This is a genomic window from Verrucomicrobiia bacterium (assembly GCA_035574275.1).
Lineage (GTDB): Bacteria > Zixibacteria > MSB-5A5 > DSPP01 > DSPP01 > DSPP01.
On the sequence record DATLYY010000014.1, the window covers coordinates 1 to 21,871 of the forward strand.

General features: G+C 56.3%; 23 protein-coding genes. 22 read left to right on the plus strand and 1 reads right to left on the minus strand.

Annotation, left to right across the window (positions count from 1 at the left end; all coding sequences use genetic code 11):
• The first annotated feature begins 292 nt into the window (after window positions 1-292).
• Window positions 293-958 (plus strand): hypothetical protein, encoded by a 666-nt coding sequence (locus VNL73_02555; protein ID HXF48292.1) that lies wholly within the window; start codon window positions 293-295, stop codon window positions 956-958.
• Between the two features lie 85 nt (window positions 959-1,043).
• On the opposite strand, the gene VNL73_02560 is transcribed toward VNL73_02555, so the two are convergent.
• A complete protein-coding gene (locus VNL73_02560) occupies window positions 1,044-1,727 on the minus strand; it encodes a PD-(D/E)XK nuclease family protein (protein HXF48293.1) in 684 nt (227 codons plus the stop codon).
• 135 nt (window positions 1,728-1,862) lie between these two features.
• Between VNL73_02560 and rplM the strand changes: the two genes are divergently transcribed.
• The 21 genes from rplM to rpsO all read left to right on the plus strand — a co-directional run bounded on the left by rplM (window position 1,863) and on the right by rpsO (window position 21,871).
• On the plus strand, window positions 1,863-2,294 hold the full coding sequence (rplM, locus tag VNL73_02565) for a 50S ribosomal protein L13 (protein ID HXF48294.1): 432 nt from the start codon (window positions 1,863-1,865) through the stop codon (window positions 2,292-2,294).
• Between the two features lie 285 nt (window positions 2,295-2,579).
• Window positions 2,580-2,975, plus strand: a complete 396-nt coding sequence (gene rpsI, locus VNL73_02570) for a 30S ribosomal protein S9 (protein ID HXF48295.1) — start codon at window positions 2,580-2,582, stop codon at window positions 2,973-2,975.
• Window positions 2,976-3,246: 271 nt separating this feature from the next.
• Complete coding sequence (rpsB, locus tag VNL73_02575) at window positions 3,247-4,059, plus strand: 30S ribosomal protein S2 (protein HXF48296.1); 813 nt, start codon at window positions 3,247-3,249, stop codon at window positions 4,057-4,059.
• Entirely contained in the window at window positions 4,056-4,655 is a 600-nt protein-coding gene (gene tsf / locus VNL73_02580) for a translation elongation factor Ts (protein ID HXF48297.1), read from the plus strand. The genes rpsB and tsf overlap by 4 nt, the downstream gene beginning before the upstream one ends.
• Before the next feature lies 1 nt (window position 4,656).
• Window positions 4,657-5,373, plus strand: coding sequence for a UMP kinase (pyrH, locus tag VNL73_02585; protein HXF48298.1), 717 nt, complete (start codon window positions 4,657-4,659; stop codon window positions 5,371-5,373).
• Window positions 5,374-5,385: 12 nt separating this feature from the next.
• Entirely contained in the window at window positions 5,386-5,949 is a 564-nt protein-coding gene (gene frr, locus VNL73_02590; GenBank protein ID HXF48299.1) for a ribosome recycling factor, read from the plus strand.
• Window positions 5,950-6,026: 77 nt separating this feature from the next.
• Window positions 6,027-6,761: an isoprenyl transferase gene (locus VNL73_02595; GenBank protein ID HXF48300.1), complete on the plus strand. Its 735-nt coding sequence runs from the start codon at window positions 6,027-6,029 to the stop codon at window positions 6,759-6,761.
• Window positions 6,762-6,989: 228 nt separating this feature from the next.
• A complete protein-coding gene (locus VNL73_02600; protein ID HXF48301.1) occupies window positions 6,990-7,862 on the plus strand; it encodes a phosphatidate cytidylyltransferase in 873 nt (290 codons plus the stop codon).
• A complete protein-coding gene (locus VNL73_02605) occupies window positions 7,862-8,767 on the plus strand; it encodes a UbiA family prenyltransferase (protein ID HXF48302.1) in 906 nt (301 codons plus the stop codon). Before VNL73_02600 ends, VNL73_02605 begins: the two co-directional genes overlap by 1 nt.
• Entirely contained in the window at window positions 8,767-10,611 is a 1,845-nt protein-coding gene (gene uvrC, locus VNL73_02610) for an excinuclease ABC subunit UvrC (GenBank protein HXF48303.1), read from the plus strand. Before VNL73_02605 ends, uvrC begins: the two co-directional genes overlap by 1 nt.
• Window positions 10,612-11,238 carry an MBL fold metallo-hydrolase gene (locus tag VNL73_02615; GenBank protein HXF48304.1) on the plus strand — a complete coding sequence of 209 codons (627 nt, stop codon included), beginning with the start codon at window positions 10,612-10,614 and terminating at the stop codon, window positions 11,236-11,238.
• 95 nt (window positions 11,239-11,333) lie between these two features.
• On the plus strand, window positions 11,334-13,838 hold the full coding sequence (locus VNL73_02620; protein HXF48305.1) for a DUF2723 domain-containing protein: 2,505 nt from the start codon (window positions 11,334-11,336) through the stop codon (window positions 13,836-13,838).
• A 104-nt stretch (window positions 13,839-13,942) separates the two neighbouring features.
• Window positions 13,943-14,389, plus strand: a complete 447-nt coding sequence (gene rimP, locus VNL73_02625; protein HXF48306.1) for a ribosome maturation factor RimP — start codon at window positions 13,943-13,945, stop codon at window positions 14,387-14,389.
• Between the two features lie 46 nt (window positions 14,390-14,435).
• Window positions 14,436-15,899: a transcription termination factor NusA gene (gene nusA / locus VNL73_02630; GenBank protein HXF48307.1), complete on the plus strand. Its 1,464-nt coding sequence runs from the start codon at window positions 14,436-14,438 to the stop codon at window positions 15,897-15,899.
• Complete coding sequence (gene infB / locus VNL73_02635) at window positions 15,900-18,128, plus strand: translation initiation factor IF-2 (protein ID HXF48308.1); 2,229 nt, start codon at window positions 15,900-15,902, stop codon at window positions 18,126-18,128.
• A complete protein-coding gene (locus VNL73_02640; GenBank protein ID HXF48309.1) occupies window positions 18,129-18,410 on the plus strand; it encodes a DUF503 domain-containing protein in 282 nt (93 codons plus the stop codon). It begins immediately after the preceding gene.
• 47 nt (window positions 18,411-18,457) lie between these two features.
• Window positions 18,458-18,799, plus strand: a complete 342-nt coding sequence (gene rbfA, locus VNL73_02645; protein HXF48310.1) for a 30S ribosome-binding factor RbfA — start codon at window positions 18,458-18,460, stop codon at window positions 18,797-18,799.
• The gene (locus VNL73_02650; GenBank protein HXF48311.1) at window positions 18,771-19,766 is read left to right on the plus strand and encodes a bifunctional oligoribonuclease/PAP phosphatase NrnA; all 996 of its coding nucleotides are present in this window, start codon (window positions 18,771-18,773) and stop codon (window positions 19,764-19,766) included. The genes rbfA and VNL73_02650 overlap by 29 nt, the downstream gene beginning before the upstream one ends.
• Window positions 19,744-20,649, plus strand: coding sequence for a tRNA pseudouridine(55) synthase TruB (gene truB / locus VNL73_02655; protein ID HXF48312.1), 906 nt, complete (start codon window positions 19,744-19,746; stop codon window positions 20,647-20,649). Before VNL73_02650 ends, truB begins: the two co-directional genes overlap by 23 nt.
• Window positions 20,646-21,611 (plus strand): riboflavin biosynthesis protein RibF, encoded by a 966-nt coding sequence (gene ribF, locus VNL73_02660; GenBank protein ID HXF48313.1) that lies wholly within the window; start codon window positions 20,646-20,648, stop codon window positions 21,609-21,611. The genes truB and ribF overlap by 4 nt, the downstream gene beginning before the upstream one ends.
• A complete protein-coding gene (rpsO, locus tag VNL73_02665) occupies window positions 21,602-21,871 on the plus strand; it encodes a 30S ribosomal protein S15 (GenBank protein ID HXF48314.1) in 270 nt (89 codons plus the stop codon). The genes ribF and rpsO overlap by 10 nt, the downstream gene beginning before the upstream one ends.

Here is a 21,871-nt window from a genome sequence, read left to right on the forward strand (position 1 = left end):
ATAAACCCGCCCCTACAAAGACAAAGCGGGAAAATGGAAACCTCCCCTTAATCCCGTTCGTAAGGAGGGGACAAAACAAAAGGGCACGTGCAACGTGCCCCTACGGGCGAACACATCGGTTCGCCCCTACAAAAACGGGCAGGCACAAGACCTGCCCCTACGAAAACAGGGACGAGGCGCGGGGCGGGTGGGTTGACGGGGAGGGGGGATTTTTTATTTTTGGGCATCCAGGCGGGTGGAGGTTTGCCCGCCCAATGCCGGGGGTGGAACCTGAATGGAAAGGAGAAAAAATATGAGACGGTTGGGCATGATTGCTCTTGCGGTGTTCGGTTTGGTTATTTGGGCGGGAGCGGTTTTTGGGCAGGAAGTTCGGGCCGGCGAGAAAATCAGTTTTTACGAGGTTCCTTTGGAATGCGGGGCGGCGGCGGATTTGGGATGCGGAAGCCGGGCCAAGCCGGCGCTTTTGGAAATGGAGCAGAATCCCGCCATCAAAGAGGCGTGGCTGAACCGCACCGGCACGGTTTATGCCGTGGTTTGGCGCGGGAAGGCGGAGACCAAAAAAGCCGCCGGGCCGGTTTTTAAAAAACATTCGATTGAATTCAAAGAACTGGGGGGGAAGGAGAAGGCCCTACAGATGGAGAGCTTTCGCCGGGAGGGGAAGTGGTATCGAGGGGCCTCTGTTGACCAGTTGAGCTTGGAGGAGGCGGAAATTTTGGGGAAGAAGGTGGTGAACATGCTTTTGCCCGGCGGGCATATTTCCGAAGCGGAGGCGGCCGCCATTGGCGCGGGGGTTACGGCTTATTTCAAGGAGGAGCTGGTGAAAATCCGCACGTATGAGGAGCTTTGCCGGGACAACGAAACGAAATTTCAGCAGGCCATCATCGGAATCGTTGAAAAGCAGGTGGGGAAGGAACGGACGGAAAAGATTGTTGAGCTTTTCGGGAATCAGGTGGAATAGAGTTTCTTAAGGGCGGGAGGATGGTGGTTTTGTCAAAAAGGGAGGGGAAAGGGGACACAATATATTGTGCCCCTACGAACCTGCTTTAATAGGGGAATTGTCTGCTTGTTTCCCTGTACTCACACCACTGACAAGAGGGTGATGGGTCGGGTGGAAGAGGTTGGTCCAGAACTGCAAGCACGTCAGCAAGGAAATCTAAAAAAGCGTTGTCGTCCCGAGGAAGCTCAACCCAAGTAAGGCTGCCTGATAATGATGCAGTGCCGCCTGATGCGTTCGAAAAGAGCGAAGGTTCAAACATCAAAAGCCCCAGTTTAGATACCGGGTTCAATCCAAACCTGCCTTCTGCAGGGTTTTCCAAAGCATATGCGTAGGCATGGAGTTGACGAGCATAGTTTGAAACGTGCTCCGGTTTAACTTGAGAAGTTTTGAAGTCGATAACTCCAAAGCTATTGTCATCAAATCTAACGACAGTGTCGAAATTTCCACGAATAAAACAGGGAGTCGAAAACCCTTTGATTGAAATTGGCAGGGACTCAACACGTTTCCCTGCGTGTTCTATTATTCCGTTTGGCATGTTTGTTGAAATCGCTTCGGTTCGTTTACCCATAAAATGGTCTTTCATCTGGGAATCTATAATGGTAAAGACCTTTGGCATAATCATTTTTGGTCGCAGAAATCCGCCAACGGCCTTCAAATAAAAACACCGCCTACATTCTTGCCAAAGAAATCCGAAATCGGAGGGAGCAAGTTTCCAGCCGTTTCGTTCCATTTTCTTGTCCTACAATATAAGAATAAGGGCAGGCACGGAGGCCTGCCCCTACAAATGCTCTCCGGATTTCATCTTGACATTCCCCAAAAACTGCCTATTTTATGGGGCTTTGGAATCGGAAAAACGATGACCTATATGAAGACCTATATACCGAGGCAATCGGAAATTGAGAAGAAGTGGTACGTGGTGGACGTCGGCGGAGCCGTGTTTGGCCGGGCGATTACCAAAATTGCCACCCTTTTGCGCGGCAAGGGGAAACCGATGTTCACCCCGCATATGGACACGGGGGATTTTGTCATCGTTCTAAACGCCGACAAAATCCGGCTGACCGGGAAAAAGGAGAAGGTGAAAACCTATTTCCACTACACCGGCTACCCGGAAGGGGCGCGGTTCAAAACCTTTGACAAATTCCGGGATGAAAAGCCGGAGGAGCTTATCCGCCAGGGGGTGCGGGGGATGCTGCCCAAAAACAAATTGGGGCGGAAGTTAATCAACCATCTGCATGTCTATCGCGGCGCGGAACACCCCCACAAGGCGCAGAAACCGACCGTTTTGAGTTTGAGTTAAGCAGAAGAATGATTAGTTGCGATATAAACACCCCCTCCGGCCTTACGGCCTCGTCCCCCTTGGCAAGGGGGACAAAAAAGGCGGGCGTATTGCAATACGCCCCTACAAATACAAAAACAAAAAGACGGGCGGGGAGACCCCGCCCGTACAAAGACAGGGGTTGGGGATTGGAGATTAAACCACCCGGCACGGCCCGGATTCTTCGCTTTGCTCAGAATGACAGAACGATGGGAGGAGAGTTGCCCCTACAAAGGCAATTCAGGATTGAAGGGGGATTGAATTAGAATGGCAGAACTTTTAGCATCCACAGTCGGACGGCGCAAAAACGCCACGATGCGCATTTGGGTGACGCCGGGGTCGGGAATCATCAAAGTCAACAACCGGATGCTGGCGGAATATCTGGGCAAACGGCAGTCGCTGATAATGTCGGTTTTCTCGCCGCTCGAAGTGACCGGCAACATGGGGAAATACGACGTCCGGGCGCGGGCGAATGGGGGAGGAATTTCGGCGCAGGCCGAGGCGTTGCGATTGGCTTTGTCCCGCGCGCTGGCGGCCATCAACCCGGACCAGAAGAAGGCGCTGAAGACCAACGGATTTTTGACGCGCGACCCGCGGGAAGTGGAACGGAAGAAGTACGGGCTGGTGAAGGCGCGCAAACGCTACCAGTACTCCAAGCGCTAAATTTGAACCGGTTTCCGTCCCCACGGGCGGGAACCGGTTGTTGTTTATAAATACACACACCCGTTTTGCACCCGGCCCCGAGGTCTCGGGGCTTGCCGTGCGAAATAGCGGCCGGTGGGTCCCCGCAAGGGATTTTCCCCTGCGGGGCGCGGCCCGGAAAAACAGGCGTCCGGCGTCTGTCGGCTCCTGGGTGGAGGCCAAACCTAACAGCCCCCGAAAATTCGGGGTTTAGCGCCCGCCGGCTCTTTCGGCTTGGGCGCAAAGGAGTGCAATGTCTGCCATTGATTTGAAGGAAATGCTGGAGGCCGGGGTGCATTTCGGCCACCAGACCCGCCGCTGGAACCCCAAGATGAAAAAATTCATCTTCGACTCCAAAAACGGCATCTATCTCATCGACCTGGAAAAAACCGCCGCCGCCTTGCAAAAGGCGCGGGAGGTCGTCCGCCAAACCGTCGCTGCGGGCGGCAGTTTGCTTTTCGTCGGCACCAAAAAACAGGCCAAGGAGGTCATTGAGCGGGAAGCGGCGCGGGCGGGGGCGTTTTACGTCACGGAGCGCTGGCTGGGGGGGATGCTCACCAATTTTTCCACCATCAAGCAGTCCATCAAGCGTTTGAAGGATATCGAGCGGATGCAGCAGGACGGGACGCTGGAAAAAATCACCAAAAAAGAGGGCTTGGAACTGCGGCGTGAGGCGGAGAAGTTAGTCAAGGTTTTGGGCGGCATCCGGGAGATGAACCGGATTCCGCATTTGGTTTACGTCGTCGATACAAAGAAGGAAAAAATAGTCGTGGCGGAGGCGAACAAGCTGGGCATTCCGGTCATCGCCATCGTCGATACCAACTCCGACCCGGACTTGATTACCTATCCCATTCCCGGCAACGACGATTCGCTCCGGGCGATTGCCCTAATCACCAAGGAACTGGCGGACGGGGCGGTGGAGGGGCGGATGGCCTTGAAGGACAAGCAGGAGGAGGAGGCCTCCAGGCGGAAGGAGCGGGACGCGAAGGAGAAGGAGATGCGGGAGGCGCGGGAAAAGGAATTCCGGGCGGCAAAAGAGAAAGAGAAGGAAGTCAAGGCAAAATGACAACGGCAATCAGCGCGAATTTGGTAAAAGAACTTCGTGAAAAAACCGGCGCGGGGATGATGGAGTGCAAGAAGGCGCTGGAAACCGCCGGCGGGGATATGGAGAAAGCCGTCCAGACCCTGCGGGAGCAGGGGCAGGCGCGGGCGGCCTCCAAGGCGGGGCGGACGGCCAAGGAGGGGCTTATCTACTCCTACATTCACCCGGGGGACCGGCTCGGCGTTTTGCTGGAACTGAACTGCGAGACGGATTTTGTTGCGCGGACGGAGGATTTTCGTAATTTGGCCAAGGATTTGGCGATGCAGATTGCGGCCGCCTCGCCGTTGGTCGTCACCCGCGAGGAACTGCCGAAGGAGTTGATCGAGAAGGAGCGGGAGATTTTCCGGACGCAGGCCAAAAACGAAGGGAAACCGGAAAAGATTCTGGACCGGATTGTCGATGGCAAACTGGAAAAGTATTTTCAAGAGGCGGTCCTGATGGAGCAGATCTTCGTCAAGGACCAGAACGTAACCATAAAGGAGCTCATCGCCTCGGCGGTGGCGAAGATCGGGGAGAACATCGTGCCCCGGCGCTTCGTGCGCTTCCGGCTGGGAGAATAACATGCCCGAACTCAAATACCGCCGGGTGCTTTTAAAGCTTTCCGGCGAAGCGCTGATGGGAGAAAAGGGATTCGGCATCGACCCGGAGGTCGTAACCACCATCGCCGAGCAGATAAAAGAGGTGAAGGAGCTGGGGGTGGAAATCGCCATAGTCGTCGGCGGCGGGAACATCTTCCGCGGGCTGGCCGCGACCACGTCCGGCATCGACCGGGCGACGGGGGACCAGATGGGGATGCTGGCGACCATCATCAATGGCCTTGCGCTTCAGGACCGGCTCGAAAAACTCGGCGTTTACACCCGGGTGATGAGCGCCTTGCGGATGGAGGCGATTGCCGAGCCGTACATCCGGCGGCGGGCCATCCGGCATCTGGAAAAAGGGCGGACGGTCATCCTCGTTGCCGGCACCGGGCATCCCTTTTTTACCACCGATACGGCGGCGGCTTTGCGGGCGACCGAAATCGGGGCGGACGTCATCCTCAAGGCGACCAAGGTGGACGGGGTGTTTGACGCCGACCCGATGAAGGAGAAGAACGCCAAGATGTACGACAAACTCACCTACCTCGAAGTGTTGAGCTTGGGGCTGAAGGTGCTGGATTCCACGGCGACTTCGCTTTCGATGGACAATGCCCTGCCCATCATCGTTTTCAACTTGAACCAGCGGGGGAATTTGAAGAAGGTGGTGCTGGGGGAGAAGGTCGGCACCATCGTCCATGCTTGAACCGGAGGGAAGATGGACTTAGTAAAGGACATTTACCACAAAGAAGAAGAGAAAATGAAAAAGAGTTTGGAGGCGGTTTCGCACGAGCTTGCCTCCATCCGCACGGGGAAGGCGACCACGGCTTTGCTCGACGCCATCCGGGTGGAGTATTACGGGTCGCTCGTGCCCTTAAACCAGGTGGGGACGGTTTCCGCACCCGAGGCAAGGCTTTTGACCATCCAGCCGTGGGAGAAGACGCAAATCCCGAACATCGTCAAGGCAATCCAGAAATCGGAACTGGGGTTAAACCCCCAATCGGACGGCAACCTCATCCGGCTGCCGATTCCACCGCTCACCGAGGAGCGGCGGAAAGATTTGGTGAAACTGGTACACAAGCTGGCGGAAGAGGGGAAGGTGGCGATACGGAACATCCGGCGGGACGGCATCGAGAACGTCAAAAAGGCGGAGCGTGAGAAGAAACTCTCCGAGGATGACTCCAAAAAGGCGCAGAAGCATATCCAGGAAATCACGGACAAGTTCATCGAGCAGGTGGACAAGCTGATTGCCGGCAAAGAAAAAGAGATTATGGAAGTTTGAACCCCGATTTCCGGGCGTGCCAATCCCCTCCAAAAGAGGGGATTTTGTTTATATGGGAATTTGCGTAACTTGAAAAGATGTTAGAGGAACTGAAAAAAGAAATTCGGGAGCGGGGGAATCTGCCCGGGCACATCGCCATCATCATGGACGGGAACGGGCGGTGGGCGAAGCAGAAAAATCTTCCCCGAACCGAGGGGCACAAGGCGGGGGTGGAAGCGATCCGCAAAGTCGTCCGAACCGCAGGGGAGATGGGCATCCAATATTTGACCCTTTTCGCCTTTTCCACCGAAAACTGGCGGCGGCCGAAGGAGGAAGTGGCGGCGTTGATGCAGCTTTTGTCCGACACGGCCCGCAAAGAACTGAAGGAGATGATGGACAACAATCTTCGCCTCAAAACGACCGGCGATATCGAGGGGCTGCCGTACGCCAAGCGGCTGGCCTTGCACCAAGCCATCAAGAAGACCTCACGAAACACCGGCATTATCCTGAATTTGGCGCTGAATTACTCCGGGCGCTCGGAGATTTTGGCGGCGGTACGGAAGATTGCGCGGGAAGTCAAGGAAGGAAAGCTTTCGCCTTCCCGCATTGATGAGAAGGTTTTTGAGTCGCATCTATACACGAAGGGGCTGCCGGACCCGGATTTGCTCATCCGCACCTCCGGGGAGAAACGGCTGTCCAACTTTATGCTCTGGCAGGCGGCCTATACGGAGCTGTATATTACCGAGACCTTGTGGCCGGATTTTGGAGAAAAGGAATTTTTGATGGCGTTGGCGGATTACCAGAACCGGCAGCGAAGGTTCGGGCGGGTTTGAGCGCAAATGGACGAGTCGTCGACCCCACCCTTCGGCGTCCGCCTGACGGCGGTCGCCTTAATCCCTCCCCTCAAGGGGAGGAAAAAAATGCTTTGTCCGGCCGGGTGCAGCAAAAAATGAACTGGAGATCAATGACCAAAAAACAACCTCTCCCTAACCCTCTCCTCAAGGAGAGGGGACAAGACACTTCAAAATTCCCCATTTATGCAGGGAAGAAAGAGCTTGTTCATGGGGATTGATCCGAAAAATCTGATGACGCGGGTGGCGGTTTCCGTCGTCGGCATCCCCGCAATTCTTTTCGTTTCGTGGCAGGGGGGTTGGTGGTGGAGCGGGTTTTTGATGCTTCTTTTGTTCTTCGGCTTTTGGGAATATTCCCGGTTAACCAAACTTCCCGGATTTCTACTTTTTTTTGGGTGGATTTTGGGGCTTGGGTATCTTTACCGCCTTTCGACGGGAGCGGTTCGATTCTTAGACGAATTTCTTTTAATCGCCTTCTTTGGGGTGGCGGCGTTTTTGGTTCTGCGCCGCCGGGTGGAAGGGTCGATGGCCGAAGCGGCACATTTTATTTTGGGAATGATTTACATTCCGGGGCTTTTGGGGTTCGGGAAAAGCTTGGAGCTTTTGCTGCGCCAGATTCCCGCCGGTGTCAACATCACCTTCGGGGGGGAGGATTTGTTCCGGATGACGGAAGTGCCGACGGAACTCTGGCTTATGATTTTTATCTGGGGGGTAATCTGGACGACCGACACGGCGGCTTATTTCGTCGGCGCAAAGCTGGGGCGCGTCCACCCCTTTCCAACCATCAGTCCGAACAAGTCGGCGGAGGGTTTTTTGGGGGGATTTGCCGGAGCGATTCTCGTCGGCGTGATTTTCTTTTTGACCAAAAAACTGGGAATGAGTTTTGGCCTCACGGTGGGGCTGGCTTTGACGATTGCCTTCTTCGGCCAGCTGGGGGATTTGTTTGAATCGCTTTTGAAACGGAGCTTTGACGCCAAAGATTCCTCCCACCTCATCGCCGGGCATGGCGGGGTTTTGGACCGGTTCGATTCGCTTCTTTTCGCTTTACCGGCGGCCTATTTCTTCGTAGTATTCTTCGCTTAGTGCGAGCCGTTTTAATCCGACTTCTCGATTACTTCTTTTCCACCCGCCCGGTGCTTTTTATGCCGGTCTGGACGGTGGCGCTGCTCGGCGCGGGGCAGGCGGCGGGGCACCGGATTTCGGGCAGTATTGCCGGCAGTTTGTTTTTTGCCACGGCCTGTCTTTTCGGCGCCGTGTATCTGGTCAACCAGATTTTTGACCGGGAGAGCGACCGAATCAACAAGAAGGGGTTTTTTCTTTCGCGGGAAATTCTCTCCGTGGCGGAAGCCGCGGTTCTGGCAGCCAGTCTCAACTTGGCGGCTTTGGCCGTTTCGCTTCTCGTTTCCGGTTATGCGTTTGTGCTTTTCGTTTGCATCGTAATCCTTGGCATCATCTACTCTGCGCCGCCGTTTCGCCTGAAAGACCGGGCCTGGGCGGCACTCTTCGCCAATATGCTGGCGCACGGCAGCATCGTTTATCTAATCGGGGCGGGATGGAACGAGAATCTGGAAGGGAGACATCTGATTCAATCCCTCCCGTATTTTTTTGCCGTGGGGGGGATTTATTTGAATACGACTTTGCCGGACGTGGAAGGGGATAGGAGGGTAGGTAAAAATACGGTTGCCGTCGTCTATGGTGAACGGTTTGCTCAAGGTTTGGCCTTGGTTTTTGTGCTGGGTGCAATCGGAATTGCCGTTTATACGCGGGATTTTGATTTTCTTCTGCCGGCGATTCTCGCCCTGCCGCTATTTGCCTTGGCCTTGGATAGAAAAAGCATCAAGTATTCCGTCTGGGGGACCAAGGGGGCGCTTCTGTTGCTTTCGCTTGCCGCCGCTTTATATTTCTGGTGGTATGTTTTGATTCTGGCGGCCGGGTTTTGGGCCGTGCGGGTCTACTATAAACGCCGATTTGGAATGGCATATCCCTGATGCAAACCCCCGAGCTCGAAACCAAACTTGCCAACCTGCCTGAGGGGCCGGGCGTCTATATCTTCAAGGACAAGGGGCAGCGGATTTTGTACGTCGGCAAGGCGGCGGTTCTGCGGAACCGGGTTTCCTCCTACTTTCACAACTCCCAGCCGGTGAGCCCGCGCATCGAAGCGATGATCCGGCAGATTGCGGATTTGGATTACCTCGTCACCGACAACGAGGTGGAGGCGTACATTCTCGAAGCGAATTTAATCAAGGAGTATAAGCCGCGCTACAACGTCAATTTGAAAGATGACAAGCGCTACCCCTACGTGAAGCTGACCAGCGAGCCGTTTCCACGGCTTTTGGTCGTCCGCCGGATGAAAAAGGACGGAGCGCGCTACTTTGGGCCTTTTACCAACGTGGGGGCGATGCGGCAGACCTTGAAAACTTTGACGCGAATTTTTCAAATCCGCTCCTGCAATTTGGTGATTCCGCCCCCCAACGGGAGAAAGTACCGGGTTTGCCTGGAATATCACATCAAACGCTGTCCGGGGCCGTGCGAGGGGCTGGTTTCCTCGGAAAAGTACAAAGAGCAAATTGATTCGGCGGGGCTTTTCCTCGCGGGGCACCGCAAGGCGCTCGTCGACCAATTGCGCTCACGGATGGAGGCGTTTTCGGAGGCGGAGAATTTCGAGGGGGCGGCATTGGTGCGCGACCAACTGGCGGCCATCGAAGGCATCAAAGAAAAACAGAAGGTTGTTTCCGAAGATTTGACCGACCGGGACTTAGTCGCCTTTTCCCGGCAGGGGAGGGATGTCTGCGCGGTGACTTTTCAGGTGCGCGAGGGCGTTCTCATCGGCCGGCAGCATTATTATTTGACCGCCGACCCGGAGGAGGCGGATGCCGCCGTTTTGTCCAATTTCATCCGGCAATATTATCTGCGGCAGTCCGCTTTTCCGGCGGAACTGCATTTGCCCCTCGAGCCGGAGGATATGGCGCTCCTTTCCCAGTGGCTTTTGGAGAAGGGGGAAGAGCCGGTGAAAATCATTCTGCCGCAGAAGGGGGCGAAGGCGCAGCTTTTGGCGACGGCGGAAAAGAACGCCCGGCTTTTATTGGAAGAGCTTTTAATCCAGAAAAAAGAGTATCTGAACCGGGTGCCGGAACTCATCACTTTTCTGCAAAAAGATTTGCGGCTGGCCAAGCCGCCCCGGCAGATTGCGGCCTTTGACGTCTCCAACTTGGGAGAAACAGACAAGGTGGGGGCGGCGGTGTTTTTCTCCGATGGACGTCCGCTCAAAAAGTACTACCGGCATTTTCAAATCAAAACGGTGGATTTTCAAAACGATTTTGCAATGATGGAGGAAATCGTCACCCGCTTTTTCGCCAAGGTGAAGGAGGGGGACATCCCCCGGCCGGATTTGGTTTTAATCGACGGGGGGAAGGGACAGGTTTCGTCGGCAATGTCGGCCCTGGAAAAATTGGAAATCAAGGAACAGCCGCTCATCGGGCTGGCGAAGCGGCTGGAGGAGATAATTTTCCCCAACACGAGCAACGGTTTGACGCTACCGCGCGGTTCGACCTCCTTGAAACTTTTGCAGCGTATCCGGGATGAGGTGCACCGCTTTGGGCTCTCCTACAACATTAAAGTCCGCAAGAAGCGCACGATTCGCTCCGAACTGGATGAAATCGCCGGCATCGGCCCCGGCAGACGGCAGATTCTGCTCTCCCATTTCGGCTCGGTGGAGAATATGAAGCAGGCGGGTTTGGAGGAACTTTCCGCCGTGCCGGGGATTCCGAAAAGTGTTGCGGTGAAGGTTTTTAATTTCTTCCAGTCGGCCAAATCGGCGCAAACGACCGTTTGAATGATTGTCCAGACCATCACCGTCGGGCCGTTTTTTGAAAACTGCTTTTTGGTCGCCGATGAAAAGACCAAGGATTGCTGGATTATCGACCCGGGAGCGGAGGGGAGCCGCATACGAGCGGAAATTCAGCGTTTGGGGTTGAAACCCTCCAAAATTCTTTTGACCCATGCGCACGGGGATCATATCGGCGCCGTCGAAGAGTTGCGCAGGCATTACAACATTCCGGTTTTCATTCACGAAAAAGACCATCCGCTGCTTATCAGCGCGGAAGAGAATCTTTCGGCGGCCTTTGGGATGCCGATTTCCGCCGGCAAGGCGGATGGGTTTCTAAAGGAAGGGGAGAAACTGAAATTGGGGGGGCTTTCGTTTGAAGTCATCGAGACGCCCGGGCATACGCCGGGGGGAATCACCATCTACGGGGAAAAGGCGGCCTTTACCGGGGATGCGCTTTTTGCCGGTTCCATCGGGCGGTACGATTTTCCGCATTCGGACGGGGAGGTTTTGATGCAATCGCTCAAACGGCTGCTTGAACTGCCGGACGACACGGCGGTCTATTCCGGGCACGGAGCGGCGACGACCATCGGGCGGGAGCGGGAGACGAACCCGTTTCTTCTGGGTTTGGATTAAGGCCGCCTGTTCATAAAATCCTTTATAAATTTTCTGGAAATAGGTATATTCAGTGGCTTCTTTGCAGGGTATAAAATTATTTCGAGAAGGAATCGATGAACAACGGTAAGAAAATCGACTGGCTGCACTACGGCTCTGCTGGGCTGGTATTTCTGGTTTCCTTTCTGGTTTTCAACTGGACCAAGGCGCCGACGATTTCCTTCTGGGACTGTGGGGAGTTCATCGCCTGCGCCGCGATTTTGGGGATTCCGCATCCGCCAGGGGCGCCGCTCTACGTCATCATCGGACGGCTTTTCACCCTGTTGCCCGTTTCCGACGATATTGCCGTGCGGGTGAATCTGGTTTCGGTCATCTCCTCGGCTTTTGCCGCGATGGTCGGCTACCTAATTGTCCACCGGCTGGTCGATTTCTGGACGAAGGACAAGACGGAGTGGTCTTTCCGCATTTGGAAATACATCGGCGGCATCTCCGGCGGGCTGACGCTCGCCTTTTCCCGCACCTTCTGGTCTTCCGCCGTGGAGGCAGAGGTATATGGACTGGCGATGCTTTTCACCCTGCTGATTCTCTACCTCGGGATTCTCTGGTGGCAGCGGCCCTCCGAGGCGCGGGGAAACCAGTATCTCATCTTGGCGGCTTATCTGGGGATTCTGGGGACGGCTTTGCACATGACCGTTTTTCTGGCTTTGCCGCCGGTGATGCTTCTCGTTTTGTTGTCCGACGAGGAAAAGCGGAAGGACTGGCGCATCTGGGTATCCGGTTTTGTTTTGCTTTTGGTCGTTGCTTCGCTGGATATGTTTTTGATTTCACTCGGAATCTGGACTTTGGTGACGGCGGTTCTGCTCTTCCAAAACCCGCGGGCCTTCGGGTGGCAGCTGCCTTTGGGGCTTTGTCTGGCGGCGGTTCTGGGTTTCTCCTCCCAGCTTTTCATTCCTATCCGGGCGGCGCAAAACCCGCACATCAATGAAAACGACCCGGATGACTGGCAGAGCTTCAAGTATTTCCTTGAGCGGAAGCAGTACGGCCAGACCAACATGATTACGCGGGCGATGAAGCGGCGGGGGGAGCCGGCCAACCAGTTCGGGCGGTATCCGCGGATGGGATTCTGGGGATTTTTTGAAAAGCAGTACGGGCTCTCCCAGGTTTTCCTTCTTGTTTTGGTTGTCGGGCTTTTGGGGATTTATGAAAACTGGCGGCGGAGCCGCTCGCCGGGGGTATTGCTTTTTGTCACGGTGATACTCGGCACGGTCGGTTTGGTCTGGTATATGAACTTTGCTGATGGCACCCGGCAGGACCCGATAACGGGGGAAGGGTATCTCGAAGTGCGGGACCGGGATTATTTCTGGACGCCCGGCTTTATCGTCTTTGCCCTGTGCCTTGGATTGGGGCTGACGGCGCTCGGATGCCGGCTGGTGGAATGGATAAAGGAGAAAAATCTTCCCCGTGCCCTGCTTGCGGCACCGGGAGCGGTGGCGGCCTTTGCGCTGGTGTTTCCCTATTTCGGGTACGCCTCCAATTTTTCGGTCAACCAGCGGATCAACAACTACCTACCTTACGACTACGCCTACAACCTCCTTTCCTCCTGCGAGCCGGGGGCGGTTTTATTCACCAACGGGGATAACGATACCTTCCCGCTTTGGGCCTTGCAGGAGGCATACGGTTTCCGGCGGGACGTGAAAAACATCAACTTGAGCTTGATCAACACGAGCTGGTACATTCTGCAGAAAAAAAACCAGGACAGCGTCCCCATCAGTTACACCGACGAGGAGATTTTACGCCTGCAGCCGGAATTCAACCCCGCGACCGGCCGGATGACCAAGCGAATCCAGGACAAAATCATCGACAATGTGCTGGAGACGAACAACTGGAAAATACCGGTGCACTTCTCTGTCACCTGCGCCTCGGATGCCCGGGTGTACCGGGGGCGTTCCGTGGACCCGTACCTTGTAATGCGGGGAATGATTTACGACGTGGTGCCGGAGGGACGGGGGACGGGGACGCGCATCGACATTGCCGAAACGCGCCGATTCTACGACGAGGTTTTCCGCTACCGGGGAACGGCGGACCCGAAGGTGCGCAAGGATGAAAATGACTGGCGGATCATCCAGAACTACGTTTCGGCCTTCATGCTGGTGGCGGACACGTTGCGCCGGGCGGGGGATTTTGCCCAGGCGGAAGCGGTGATCCGGAAGGGGATGGAAGTGAGCCCGCGGGAGGTTTCCGCCTACCAGTATTTGACCGGGCTTCTGACCGACCAGAAACGGCTGGCTGATGCCGAATCGCTCATCAGCGGGGCACCCCTTCCGGAGACGACCAAGGACAGCATCCGCAACTACCTCGGAATGGCCTATCTGCAACAGGGGGATTCCGGCCGCGCGGAACAGATTTTTGTTCAATCCTACGAGCGGAACAAGGCGGGGGGATTCAACGACCTTGTCGCCTTCTACTACCAGACCAGAAAGTACCGGCAGGTGGAACGGGTGGTCAACGACTGGCTGGCTGCCTATCCCAACGACCAGCGGGCGCCGGAGGTGCGGACGTTTTTGGAAAGCGTCCAGCGAATGTTGCGGGCGGACACCTCCGTCTCTTTGCCGGTGCGGTAAGCCCTTTCCCGGCAAAAAGTTAAACCGCTTCGGCATTATTGGGTTGCCAAACCGGCCCGCTTTTGTTATCATTGAAAGTTAGTTTTTTTACCAACGAGTCAACCATGAATTTAAAGGAAAGGATAGAACGGCCGGTGCAGGAAGTAATAGAAAGGGAGGGGTTCGAACTGGTGGAATTGGCGGTTGCCGACCGGGGGCACAAGATGCTGGTGCGGGTCTTCGCCGACCGGCCGGAGGGGGGAATTTCCATCGAAGAATGCGCCCGCCTTTCGCGGAAACTTTCCGACTGGTTTGATTTGGAAAACGTTTTTCCCCGGGCCTATATTTTGGAGGTTTCCTCCCCCGGACTGGACCGGCCGCTTGTGTCGCGGCGGGATTTTGAGCGCAAGGTCGGACGGGCCGTGCGGGTCTGGCTTTCCGAAGATGGAAAAACCGGCGAGGCGGCCGGAACGCTCGTTTCCGTCAATGACGAGGGGCTTTTTCTCGAGACCGCGGAAGGGGAAAAAAGATTTTCATTTGAAACGGTCGTGAAAGGAAAGGAAATTTTGTAACGCCGGAGGCCGGGAGGCCTTCGATATTTAGAAAAAGAGAGGATGAATGCCTAAAAAGATTGAGAAAAACCGGGAACCGCAGGGGGTGAACGTCGCCGAGGCCTTGTCGGAGGTGGTCAAGGGCCGGAACGTGGAGGCGGATTATGTCCGCGAGACTTTGGAGGCCGGGCTTTTGTCGGCGGTCAAAAAGAAATACGGACAGGCGGACAACGTCACGGTGAAAGTGGACCCCAAAACCGGCCGGATATCGATGTCCGCCCGCCGCCGTGTGGTGGAGGAGGTTTTGGATCCGGGAACGGAGATCAGCTTGGAAGAATTATCCGAAAAAGGGCTGAAAGGGAAGCTCGAAGAGGAGGTGGACGTTCCCATCGAAATTTCCGAATTCGGGCGGAACGCCATCGGGCTGGTCAAGCAGGTTTTGGTCCAGAAAGTCCGGGAAGCGGAACGGGAACGGGTGTATGCCGAGTACATCGGCCGGGTGAACGAGGTGGTGGTGGGAAGCGTGCAGCAGATGGACAAGGGGAATGTCATCGTCAATTTGGGCCGGGCGGAAGGGGTCGTTCCCCCCAAGGAACAAATCCCGCGGGAGAAATATCGTCTCGGCGAACGGCTGCGCTGTCTGGTTTTGGACGTGCAGAAAGCGGCCAAGGGGCCCCCGGTCATCTTGTCCCGGGCCCATCCGGATTTGTTGCGCCGGCTTTTTGAGCTGGAGGTGCCGGAGATTTTTGAAAAAATCATTGAAATCAAGTCGGTGGCCCGCGAGCCGGGGGAACGCTCCAAAATCGCCGTCTCCTCGGCGGACGAGCGGATCGACCCGGTGGGGGCCTGCGTCGGCATCCGCGGCATCCGGGTGCAGTCCATCGTGCGGGAGCTGGCGGGGGAGCGGATCGACGTCATCGCCTGGTCGGCCAACCCTGAGGTGTATGTGACCCGGGCTCTGGCACCGGCCAAGGTGTTTCACATCACTGCCAACGAGGCGGAAAACGAGATGACCGTGGTGGTGGCGGATGACCAATTGTCCCTGGCTATCGGCAAGCAGGGGCAGAACGCGCGCCTGGCAGCCAAACTGACTGGCTGGAAAATCAACGTTTTGGCGGAGTCCGAACACGAGGCGGAACGGAAGCGTCGGCAAAGGGAACGGATTCCGCTTTTCAACTTGGAAGGGCTTTCCGACGTGATGGCCCGGAAGCTGATCGAGATGGGATTCGAGACCGTGCAGCTTCTGGCCGCGGCGAAGGCCGAGGATTTGATGGAAATCGAAGGAATCGGTCCGAAGAAGGCGGAGAAGCTCATCGCCTCCGCCCGGGAATACATGGAAGAATTGAAAAAACGTCCCGCACCCGAGGAGGAAGAGGAGGAAAAAGAGATGGAAGTGGAATCGGAGGAAATTGAGGAGGAGGAAGAGGAAGAAGAGGAAGAAGAGGAGGAAGAGGAGGAAGAAGAAAAAAAGAAAAAAGCAGTGGAACCGGAAGAAGCAAACTCCGAAGAAGAGGAAAAAGAGGAAAAGTAAGTGGCGAGCCTTAGGATATATCAATTGGCCAAGGAGAACAATCTTTCCGCCGACGCCATGATGGGGATTTTGGCGGAGCTCGGTTTTTCCCCCAAGAGCCACATGAGCGTGGCCACCGAGCCGATGATCGCCGCCGTTGCGGAGCGCTTCAAAAAGGAGAAGGAAGCGATCAAGCAGAAGGAGGCGGAGAAAAAGCGTAAGCACGCCGAGTTTGAGAAAAAAGAGCGGGAGGCGGCGGTCGCCGCAGCCCCGCCGCCGGTCGCCGTGGCGGATTTGGAGGAGGAAGTCATCCTCCCAAAACTCGCGAAAGTCATTGAGACCCCCCAAAAGGAAAAAATCAAACCGAGGCTGAAGGGGGGGAAGCCGGTGGACCGCCGTTCCGTGGAGGAAAGCTTCCGCAAGACCTTGGCCGATCTGGACAGCCAGCGCAAAGTGAAGAAGCATTACCGCCGGGACGAGCGGGGAGAAGTTGCCGTTGAGGCCGAAAAGGTCATCCGGGTAAACGAGTTTATGACTGTGGCGGAACTGGCGCACGCCATGGAGTTGACCGCCGCGCAGGTGATTTCCAAGTGCATGGAACTGGGATTCTTCGCCACCATCAACCAGCGGCTGGATTTGGACACCATCGAAACTTTGGCCTTGGAGTTCGGTTTCAAGACCGAGCGGGTGAAAGAGATCGGGCTGGAAAAAAAAGTGGAGGAAGAGGTTGTCGACCTACGTCCCCGGCCGCCGGTGGTTACCATCATGGGACACGTGGACCACGGCAAGACCTCGCTTTTAGACCATATCCGTAAAACCAACGTCATCGCCGGGGAATCGGGCGGCATCACCCAGCACATCGGCGCCTATGAAGTGCAGCTTCCGGGGGGACGCATCACCTTTCTGGACACCCCGGGACACCAGGCGTTCACGGCGATGCGGGCGCGCGGGGCGCAAATCACCGACATCGTCGTCTTGGTGGTCGCCGCCGACGACGCCGTGATGCCCCAGACCATCGAGGCGATCGACCACGCCAAGGCGGCGGGGGTTCCCATCATCGTCGCCATCAACAAAATCGATCTGCCCGCGGCCAACCCGGAGTCCATCAAGCACCAGCTTTCCAAATACAACCTAATCCCGGAGGAATGGGGCGGAAAAACCATCTTCGTCGAAATCTCCGCCAAGATGGGCCGGAACGTCGACAAGCTTTTGGAAATGATTCTTTTGCAGGCGGACCTTTTGGAGTTGAAAGCCAACTATGCCGGGGTGGCCCAAGGGACGGTTGTCGAGGCCCGGCTGGACAAGGGGAAAGGGGCGGTCTTGACCGTCCTGGTTCAGAAGGGGGTATTGCATGTCGGCGAGCCGTTCGTCACCGGACCTTTCTCCGGCCGGGTGCGGGCGCTTTTGGATGAACGGGGACAGGCGGTGGAAGAAGCCCCCCCCTCCACGCCTGTGCAGATTCTCGGCTCCAGCGGTGTGCCACAGGCCGGGGATTCCTTCCTCGCCACCGCCTCCGAACAGGAGGCGCGGGAGCTGGCGGCGCGGCGGATGCGGATAAAGCGGGAACAGGATTTCCGTCATTTGAAGTCGCTCACGCTGGAAGAGGTGTACCAGCAGGTCAAGTCCGGCGAGATGAAGGAATTACGGATCATCGTCAAGGGAGACGTGGACGGTTCCGTCGAGGCCCTGGCGGATCTGCTTTCCAAAATAGGAACCTCCGAAGTGAAAGTCACCGTCATTCACAAAGGGGTCGGGGCGATCAACGAAAACGACGTCCTTCTGGCCGCCGCCTCGCAGGCGATCATCGTCGGCTTCCATGTCCGGCCGGATTTGCGGGCGCGGGAGCTGGCGGCCAAGGAGAAAGTGGACATCCGGCTCTACACCGTCATCTATGAAGCCCAGGAGGAAATCAAAAAAGCGCTGGAGGGGCTTTTGGCCCCTGAAATCAAGGAAAAAATCACCGGCTCGGTGGAAGTGCGACAGATTTTCAAAATTTCCAAGGTTGGCACCGTGGCGGGTTGCTACGTCCAATCCGGCGCCGTGCGCCGCACGGACAAAATCCGCATCGTCCGGGACGGTGTGGTCGTCTACGACGGGAAGCTGGAGGCGCTAAAACGTTTCAAGGACGATGCCCGGGAGGTGGCCGCGGGATTCGAATGCGGCATCAAAATCGAAAACTTCAACGACGTGAAAGTCGGCGACATCCTCGAGTGCTACGAGCTAACGTCCGTGGCGCGCAAGCTGGAATAAATGGTGGTCGGCGCCTTGACCCTGGAACTGTTTTTGCCGGACAACCGCTCGCTCAAGGGGAAGCGGCAGATTCTGAACCATTTGAAAGACCAGGTGCGCAACCGCTTCAACGTCTCCGTGGCGGAGGTGGGGGAGAACGACTTGTGGCAGCGCTGCCGGCTGGGGGTGGCGGTGGTTTCCAACGAGCGGGCCTTTGCCGACCAGGTGCTTTCCAAAGTGGTGTCGTTCGTGGCGGAAGACCGGCGGGCGGTTTTGCTCGATTATCAACTCGAAATCAAATAACTTTTATGGGGGAACCAAACAGAGGCCGGGGGGGACGCCCCCGCCGGGTGGCGGAGGAGTTTCTGCACGCCCTTTCCGAACTTTTGGCAACCGAGGTGCGGGACGCCGAGCTGGGGTTCGTGACCTTGACCGGGGCGGAGATAAGCCCGGATTTGAAAAATGCGGTGGTTTATTACTCCGTCCTGGGGGACGCCAACCAGCAGGAAAAATCGGCGCGGGTTCTGGGACGATCGGCCCATCTCCTGCAGGGAATGGCGGCGCGGCAATTGAAGCTGCGCTACACGCCGCACCTCGTTTTCCGGCGGGACGAATCAATTGAAAAGGCGGACCGGATTGAGCGGCTTTTGAAGGAAATCAAGGATGAGCGTAAAGACGGCCAAAGCGGTTGAAAAAGTTCTAAGCCAAGCAAAAAACATTTTGGTCACTTCCCACCAGGACCCGGACGGGGATTCGGTCGGTTCGCAGATGGCCCTGATTGCCTATCTGGTGAAAAAAAGGAAAAAGGTGGCGGCGTTCAATCAGGGAAAGATGCCGAGCAAGTACCGGTTTTTGGACCCCAAGGGGGTTATTCAAGAGGCCGCCGAGCCGCTTCCCGACTTCGTTCCGGACGCCGCATTTGTGGTCGAGTGTCCGTCTTTGCGGCGAATCGGCTGCGTGCAGAAACTTTTGCGGCCGGAGACGGTCATCGTCAATATTGACCACCACCCGCGCAACGAAAAATTCGGACAGGTGAACTGGCTGGATGCCAAGGCCTCCGCCGTCGGGGAGATGATTTACGATTTTCTGACAGCCGCCCGCTTCAAAATCACGCCGGGAGTTGCCGAAGCGCTCTACACCGCCATACTGACGGACACCGGCCGCTTCCGCTATTCCTCCACCCATCCCCGCACCTTGGAAATCTGCGCCCATTTGATGAAGCTGGGGGCGAATCCGCAGAAAATAACGGAAGAGGTGTATTACCGGATTTCCCCTTCGGATTTGCGGCTGGTGGCGCGGGTTCTGGAAGGGATGGAGCTCCACTTGGACAACCGGATTTGCTTTCTTTCCATCGACAACCGGATTTTGGCGGAGACCGGGGCGCGCTTTGAGGATACCGAGGGGATTGTGGACTACTCCCTCTTTTTACGCGAAGTGCAGGTCGGAGCGCTTTTCAAGGAACTCACCCCCGGCAAAACGAAGGTGAGCTTGCGCTCGCAGAACGGCATCGACATTTCCCCCATCGCCAAAGCGTTCGGCGGGGGGGGGCACCCCAACGCCTCCGGCTGCGCGCTTTCCCTTCCGATGGCGGAAGCGAAGCGGACGGTTTTGGAAAAAGTTTCCGAGCTTTTGCAAAATGGTCGGCTTGCTGGCAATTAACAAGCCCCCCGGCCCCACGTCGCACGATGTCGTCGAGCTCGTTCGCCGGAAAGTCGGCGGGCTGAAGGCGGGGCACGCCGGCACGCTCGACCCGCAGGCCTCCGGCGTTCTGCTCGTGCTGCTGGACCAAGCCACCAAGCTGGCCCCTCTTTTCATTGGCTTGGCCAAAAAATACCGGGCGACGTTCCGGCTGGGGTTGGCCACGGATACCAACGACATCTGGGGGAAAGTTCTTTCGGTAGTTCCCGTTCCGGTGTTGAATGACAAGGAAATCGAGAAACTGCTGTCCAGCTTTGTCGGAACGATCAAGCAACGGGTGCCGGCGTTTTCGGCCGTAAAATCAGAGGGGAAACCCTTGTACAAAAAGGCGCGCAAGGGGGAAGTTTTCGAGACGCCGGAAAAGGACGTGACGTTTTACTCCATCCAATTGCTTGGCTGGAAGTCCCCCGATGTTGAATTGGAAGTTGCCTGTTCCTCCGGTGCCTACATCCGGGCCTTGGCGCGGGACTTTGGGGAAAAGGCGGGATGCGGCGCGGTGATGTCCGCCCTGATGCGCACAGAGGTGGGGCCGGTGACGCTGGAGAAGGGCGTTTCCTTGGATGAACTTGACCCGCTGAATTGGAGGGAGCATCTGCTTTACCCGCAGGATATTTTAGGGGTGCCGGTTTTGCGGCTTCTGACCGAACCGGCCCGCGTGCGGGATGGAAAGCCGCTTTTTTTTGCCGATTTTGACGGGCTGTATGATTTGGGAAAGGGACAGACCGTCTTCGTCAAGAACGGAAGCGAAAACATCCTTGCTTGGGGGAAGCTTTCCGAGTCGGCGGAGTTTTTAAAGAAAAACCCGGCCCAGCCGGCGTTTGTGTACGGGCGGGTTCTGGTATGAAAGTTTATCGCTCGCTTTTGGAACGTTCCAAGTCGGCCTGTTCGGTCACGATGGGGAGCTTTGACGGGGTTCATCGCGGGCATCAGGCCCTGATTGGACGGACGATTGCAGCCGCAACGAAGAAAGAAATTTCTTCGCTGGTTTTGACTTACGAACCGCACCCGCGGATGGTATTGGGGGACCCAACCACGGTTCAGTTACTCACCGTTTTGCCGGAAAAACTTTTTCTTTTTGAAAAATTCGGGCTGGATGAAACCTTGGTTTATCCGTTCGACCAGTCGCTCGTGGCCATGGAGCCGGAGGAGTATGTCGAGCGCATTCTGGTTGACGGCCTCGGCACGCGGCATTTGGTGGTCGGGTACGACCATCGATTCGGCAAGGGGCGCCGGGGGAACATTGCGCTTCTGGAAAAGTTAGCGGCAGAGCATTCTTTTGAGCTGGAGGTCATCGAGCCGGTACGGCATTCTTCGGAAACGGTCAAAAGCTCCTCCGTCCGTGAGTTTCTTTCCTCCGGACGGTTTGATGAGGCCATCGAACTATTGGGGCATCCCTTTCCCATCCACGGGGAGAAAACCAAGGGGCACGGACGGGGAAAAAAGCTGGGATATCCCACCTTCAACCTTTCCATCCCGCCGTACAAACTTTTGCCGGGGCCCGGCATCTTTGCCGCGCGGGCGGTCCGGGGGACTCGATTTTTGGACGGAATGTTGTATATTGGGCAATCCCCCACCTTCGGGGAGGGCTCCCAGAGCGTTGAAATCAACATCCTGGACGGCTTTGTGGAACTGGGAAATGAAATTTTGGTTTTGGCCGAGCGGTTCATCCGGCCGGATGAGAAATTCGGCTCCGAGGAGGCTTTGATTGAGAAGATGAAAACAGACGAGAAGAAGATACGAGCGTATTTTGCCGCGCAGGGGAAAGTGGCTGCTGCGGGGCGCAAAGGAGGAGAGGCATGGCCATAACAGGAGAACGAAAAAAAGAGCTGGTGGAGACCTACCGGCTGCACGATTCGGACACCGGCTCGCCGGAGGTGCAAATCGCCCTTTTGACCGAGCGAATCAACGAGCTGACCGAGCATCTGGGGCGGCACAAGAAGGATTTTTCCGGCCGGCGGGGGCTTTTGAAACTGGTCGGCCAGCGGCGGCGGCTTTTGGATTACCTGCGGGACCAGGATATCGACGCGTATCGAAATTTGATTGAACACTTGAATTTGAGGAAATAG